Consider the following 6,114-nt stretch of genomic DNA (forward strand, 5'->3'; position numbering starts at 1 on the left):
CCAACCCCGGCAAGGGGGTGACCCTCGACCTGGGTGGCGCCACGGCGCCGAAGAAGACCGGTTCGTGGACCGACTTCCTCACCGGCATCGTGCCCACCAACCCGGTCGGCGCGTTCGTCGAGGGCAACGTCCTGCAGATCGTCTTCCTGGCCGTCGTCATCGGTGCCGCGGCCCTGCTGGTCGGCGAGGCCGCCGAACCGTTCGTGGCGCTGAACCGCTCCCTGCTGGAGATCGTCCAGAAGGCGCTCTGGTGGGTCATCCGGCTCGCCCCGATCGGCACCCTCGGGCTGATCGGCAACGCCGTCGCCTCGTACGGCTGGGACCTGCTGGCGCCCCTCGCGAAGTTCACCACCGCCGTCTACGTCGGCTGCGCCATCGTGCTGTTCGTGGTCTACCCGCTGGTCCTGATCCTTGCCGGCCGGCTCAACCCGCTGCGCTTCTTCGCCGGTGCCTGGCCGGCGATCGAGCTGGCCTTCGTGTCCCGCTCCTCGGTCGGCACCATGCCGGTCACCCAGCGCTCCGTCGAGCGGCTCGGTGTGCCCCGCGAGTACGCCTCGTTCGCGGTGCCCTTCGGCGCCACCACGAAGATGGACGGCTGCGCCGCCATCTACCCGGCCCTCGCCGCGATCTTCGTGGCCCAGGTGTTCGGCGTGCAGCTCGGCATCGGCGACTACCTGCTGATCGCCTTCGTCTCGGTGGTCGGCTCGGCGGCCACCGCCGGTCTGACCGGCGCGATCGTGATGCTCACCCTCACCCTCAGCACGCTGGGCCTGCCGCTGGCCGGCGCCGGCCTGTTGCTGGCCATCGACCCGATCCTGGACATGATCCGCACCGCCACCAACGTCGCGGGGCAGGCACTGGTGCCGACGGTGGTCGCCGCCCGCGAGGGCACCCTCGACCGCACCGCGTACGAGTCCGCCGGCCGGCGTGACCTGACCGAGCCGGAGCCGGCAGCCGACACCCGACCCGAGCTCAGCCCCGTTCCTGCCTGATCGGTTCACCCAGACGACGACGGGCCCCTCTCCCCGGGGGCCCGTCGTCGTGTCGGAGAGGATGACCCCATGAGTTCCCTGTTCACTCCCCTGGCCCTGCGCGCTGTCACACTGCCCAACCGGATCGCCATGGCACCCATGTGCCAGTACTCCGCCGGCCCCGACGGTCTGCCCACCGACTGGCACCTGATCCACCTCGGCAGTCGTGCTGTCGGCGGCGCCGGCCTGGTCCTGACCGAGGCGACCGCCGTGCTTCCCGAGGGCCGGATCAGCCCGCAGGACACCGGCCTCTGGTCAGGTGCGCACGTCGACGCCTGGCGGCCGGTGACCGCGTTCGTCGCCGCCCACGGCGCGGTGCCGGCCGTACAGCTCGCCCACGCCGGCTTCAAGGCCTCCACCTACCGGCCGTGGGCGCCGGAGCGCGGCGGCGTGCCGGACGCCGAGGGCGGCTGGACGCCCGTCGCCCCCGGCTCGGAGCCGTTCACCGCCGGTTACCGGACGCCGACCAGCCTGGACGAGGCCGGCATCGCCGGTGTGGTCGAGGCGTTCGCGGCCGGAGCCGAACGCGCAGTGGACGCCGGCTTCGCCGCCGTGGAGATCCACGCCGCGCACGGCTACCTGCTCAACGAGTTCCTCTCGCCGTTGACCAACCACCGCACCGACGGCTACGGCGGCGACCGTGCCGCCCGGATGCGACTGACCCTGGAGGTGGCCCGCGCGGTGCGCGCCGCGGTCGGCGAGGACGTGCCGGTGCTGACCCGGATCTCCGCCACCGACTGGGTCGAGGGTGGCTGGACGATCGACGACAGCGTGGTGCTCGCCGGTGAGCTGGCCGGCGTCGGCGTCGACCTGGTCGACGCGTCCTCCGGCGGGGTGAGCGTGGACCAGCGCGTCCCGCTCGGCCCCGGCTACCAGGTGCCGCTGGCCGCCCAGATCCGCCGCGACGCCGGCGTGCCGACCGGCGCGGTGGGCCTGATCGTGGAGCCTGAGCACGCCGAGCAGATCGTCGCCGGCGGCGAGGCCGACCTGGTGCTGCTGGGCCGGGAGTTGCTGCGCGACCCCTACTGGCCGCGTCGGGCCGCCGCGAAGCTCGGCGTCGCCTACTCCGGGCCCGCCCAGTACGCCCGCGCCGCCTGAACCCCGACCGTCGGTCAACCGGCCAGGTGCGACCAGTCGCCCTCCAGGTCCTGCCAGGTGCCCTGTGCCGCCACCGTGCCGCCGAGCAGCACCACCACGTGGTCGGCCCGGACCAACGCGGCCCGCTTCGCCGTCGAACCGACAACCGTCACACCGTGGCCGCGCAACGCCTCCCACAGCGCCAGCTCAGTGGTGACGTCCAGCGCCGACGACACGTCGTCGGCGACCAGCAGTTCGGTACGCGGGGCCAGCGCCCGGGCCAGCGCCAACCGCTGCAACTGCCCCCCGGAGAGCCGGGTGCCCTTGTGCCCGATGAGCAGGCCCAGCCCTCCACCGGCGGCGGCCAGGTCATGGTCGAGCTGGGCGGTGCTGACCGCCCCGGCCGCGTCCACCTGGTGCCCGAGGGCGATGTTGTCGGCCACCGTGCCGGACAGCACCCGGGGCAACTGGGCGACGTAGCCGACCTGGTTGGGACGCAGGAACAGCTCCGGCTCGGTGACCGGGTCACCGTTCCAGGCCAGCTCGCCGGTGTGGTGCACGATCCCGGCCAGCCCGCGCAGCAACGACGACTTGCCCGACCCCACCGGCCCGACGACCAGCACCAACTGGCCCCGCTGCACGGTCAGGTCCACGTCGCGGACGGCCACCGTACCGTCGGAGTGCACCACCCCGAAGCCGCGCAGGTCCAGCCGACGCAGCGGGTGGCGGGGCGGCATGGTCGGCGCGGGCGCCGTCCCGGCGGTCAGGTCGACCTCCGGCACCCCCGCCGAGTACGCGCTCACCCCGGTCATCGCCGCGGTTCGCCGGGTCCAGACCCGCGCCGAGGGCAGCTGCGAGATCAACGACGCCGTGGTCCAGGCGAACCAGCGGGCCGCACCCAGCGTGGAGACGGCCACCAGCACCGCCCCGGCGGAGAGCGAACCGTTCAGGTACAACGCCCAGGCGCCGATCGGCAGCAGCCCGCTGGCCATCGACGGGGTGGAACGCGCCCACACCTGCACCGCGATCTCCCGCCGCTGCCGGTCGCTGCGCAGCACGTCCAGGCCCGCCAGGTGACGCAGCACCGCAGTGGTCGCGCCGGCGAGCTTCACCGTCCGCGCCGCGGAGAGCGCGGAGACCAGCGCGGTGGCGAACGCGGCCCGCGCCGCCACCGTCGCCCGGGCCGCGCGCTCCAGTTTCGGCCCGAACAACGTCGCGGCCAGCCCGGAGACGACCATCGGGCCGAGGAAGAACAGCCCGGGTACGACACTGCCGGTGACCGCCGACATGGCGACCACGAGCACCAGCGCGACGGTCTGGTCCAGCACGTTGTCGGCCAGCTGGACCACCCGCTCGGTGTCCCCACCCTGCGCCACCACCTCGGCCGGGGTGTGTGAGCTGACCCGACGCGGCCCGGTCTGGCCGTGCACCAGGCGAAGGCCGATGCGCAGCATCTGCCGCACCCACCACTGCGGGAACCAGACATGGGTGTAGAACGGCAGCGGCAGGGTGATCAACAGCCCGGCGACGATCCCCACCGCCGGCAGGTACGGGCTGCCCGTCCCGTCGACCAGGTCCGCCCAGAGCCAGGGCAGCACCGGGCCGTCCAGCCCGAGCAGGCTGAGGCCGAGGAACAGCACGATCGCCGCCGCACCGTAACGGGGATCATTGGTGCACAGCCGGAAGATCTCCCGCAGCGTCCTGGCCGGCGGCACGGGCGGCAGTGGCGGCGGATCGGCCCGGGTCGGCGCGGTCGGCCCGGCCGGCGCGACCAGGGCGGGCACCGACGCGACCGGCTCGCTCGGCCAGGCGTTGGCCGGGTCGGGGCCGACCAGCAGGTCGGTGCCGGCGCTGGTGCGACCCGACGGCGTCACCGTGGCGTACGCGGCGGCGTGGCTGGTCGCCAACAGTTCGGCGAAGCGGGTCGACGTCTCCAGCGGACCGGCCTCGACCACCGCGCCGTCGGCCAGGACGACCACCTCGTCACAGCGGCGTACCGAGGAGAGCCGGTGCGCGATGACGATGCCGATCCGGTCGCGCAGCAGCCGTTCGGTGGCGCGCTGCACCCGCGCCTCGGTGACCGGGTCCAGGCGCGCGGTGGCCTCGTCGAGGATCACCACGTGCGGCTCCCGCACCAGGATCCGGGCGAACGCCACCAACTGCTCCTGACCGGCGGAGAGCACATGCCCGCCCTCCCCCAGCCGGGTCGCCAACCCGTCCGGCAACTCGGCGATCCAACCGGCCAGGCCCAACTCGTCGAGCGCCCGGGCCGCCGCGTCGAGCAGCTCCGGGTCGAAGAGCGCGACGTTCTCGGCGAGCGTGCCGGCCAGGATCTCGGTACGCTGCGGCACCAGCGCCACCCAGCGGCGCAACTGCTCGACGTCGAGGTCACACAGGTCGGTGCCGCCGAGGAAGACAGTGCCCGGCGGCACGTCGACCGCCCGGGTGAGCACCTTCGCCAACGTCGACTTGCCCGAACCGGTCCGTCCGATCAGCGCGTACGACCGACCACGGGCGAAGGTGAGGCTGAGCCCGCGTAGCGCGGCCCCCCGGCCACTCTCCCCGTACCCGAATGTCAGGTCCCGAATGCGCAGGTCGCCCTCGCTCGGGCTGGCCCCGCCGACCGGTTCCTGCCGGGCCTTGTAGAGCAACTGCACCCGCGCCCACGCGCCGAGGGCCTCCTGGATCTCCGGCACCATCCGGCTGACATGTTCCGCGGTGGCCCCGAACGCCAGGGCGAGCAGCCAGATGGCGGTGAGCCGGGCGGCGTCGATCCGGTCGGTGGCCAACGCCCACGCACCGCCGAGCACCACCGCGCCGATGCCAGCCCGGATCGTCGCGGTGGCCACCGTCGCCACCCGGGCGGACAACACCCAGACCACACTGCCCCGCGACAGCACGGCAGCGGCCCGCCGGGCGTACAACCGCAGCACGTACGGCCGCGCCAAACTGGTGCGTACGTCATCCTGGCCGTGCACCGCCTCCTCCATCACGGCGGCCAGGTCGGACCACGCCTCCTCCTCGGCCATCCGGGCCGGGCCGATCCGTGCCGTGGGCCGACGCAGTCCGATTGCGAGCACCACCGTGAGCAGCAGCATCGCGATCCCCGCCGGCCACCAGACGACAAGCGCGACCACCATCGACAACAGACCGACGCAGAGGCCCTGAGCCAGCCGGGTGCCCTGGTTACGAACCGCCGACGCCACCTGATAGACATCCCCGTCGATGCGGTCCAGCAGCTCACCCACCGGGGTGGTCTCCAGGGTGGGCAGGTCCTGCCCGAGAGCGACGCGACAGAGCCGGCGACGCACGTCGGCGGACCAGTCGGCGGTCAGGCCGGCCATCAACAGGCTCACCGCGAGGTCGCTGAGGACCACAGCGACCAGAGCCCCGGCCAACACGGCGAAGAAGCCAGCAGAACGATGCACCAGCACCGCGCCGGCCAGTGCCGACGCGCCCGCCTGCCCAGCGGCGCCCACCACGATCAGAACGGCCACTATCGTCATACGGCGGGTCGAGGTGCCCCACAGATCACGGAGCAGGCGCATGGAAAGTCCTCCGGGACGTGGGTGGCGGAGACCTCAGCCTGCCGGCGCCAACCCGTCAACTCAACCGATTTTCCGGTCCTGAGCAGGGCCTCCGCCGGTTCAGCCAGGAGCAGCGGCGGACCGGCCCAGGCCCCGTCCGCCGTCACCCATCGGCCCCGTCCGCCATCGACCGTCGGCCCCGTCCGCCATCGACCGTCGGCCCTGTCCGCCGTCGACCGTCGGCCCCGTCCGCCATCGACCATCCGTCCCGGGCCCGCCCCTACCGCACGGCACGGCCCGGACGACCCGTACGCCCGGCCGAACACCCGACGGGGCGTCTTCGGGGTTCTTGATCGACTCGGGTTTCATGAAGTCGGGGTGTCCCGGCGTCCCGGATGCCCCGGTTTCCGGGAACCCGAGTGGATCACGGCTGTGCGGGCCGGTTCGGCGCCGTGGGGGCCGTTGTCGTGTGGGTGGTG

3 protein-coding genes are annotated in these 6,114 nt (G+C 73.3%); 2 read left to right on the forward strand and 1 reads right to left on the reverse strand.

The genetic code is table 11. From position 1 onward, the window contains the following. A partial coding sequence (locus KBX53_RS19130) for a dicarboxylate/amino acid:cation symporter (RefSeq protein ID WP_210860780.1) occupies positions 1 to 992 on the forward strand: 992 nt, incomplete at its 5' end. Between the two features lie 69 nt (positions 993 to 1,061). Continuing rightward, positions 1,062 to 2,129, forward strand: a complete 1,068-nt coding sequence (locus tag KBX53_RS19135; RefSeq protein ID WP_030337635.1) for an NADH:flavin oxidoreductase/NADH oxidase — start codon at positions 1,062 to 1,064, stop codon at positions 2,127 to 2,129. A gap of 14 nt (positions 2,130 to 2,143) precedes the next feature. Here the strand turns inward: KBX53_RS19135 and KBX53_RS19140 are convergent, their stop codons facing one another. Next, positions 2,144 to 5,656 carry an ABC transporter ATP-binding protein/permease gene (locus KBX53_RS19140; protein WP_210860782.1) on the reverse strand — a complete coding sequence of 1,171 codons (3,513 nt, stop codon included), beginning with the start codon at positions 5,654 to 5,656 and terminating at the stop codon, positions 2,144 to 2,146. Positions 5,657 to 6,114: the final 458 nt, after the last annotated feature.

This window comes from Micromonospora sp. M51 (assembly GCF_018070305.1).
GTDB classification, from domain to species: Bacteria; Actinomycetota; Actinomycetes; order Mycobacteriales; family Micromonosporaceae; genus Micromonospora; species Micromonospora parva.

Excerpts from the sequence above, each read along its gene's own strand:
- KBX53_RS19135 (WP_030337635.1), top strand. The coding sequence starts at position 1,062 with ATGAGTTCCCTGTTCACTCCCCTGGCCCTGCGCGCTGTCACACTGCCC.
- KBX53_RS19140 (WP_210860782.1), bottom strand. The coding sequence starts at position 5,656 with ATGCGCCTGCTCCGTGATCTGTGGGGCACCTCGACCCGCCGTATGACG.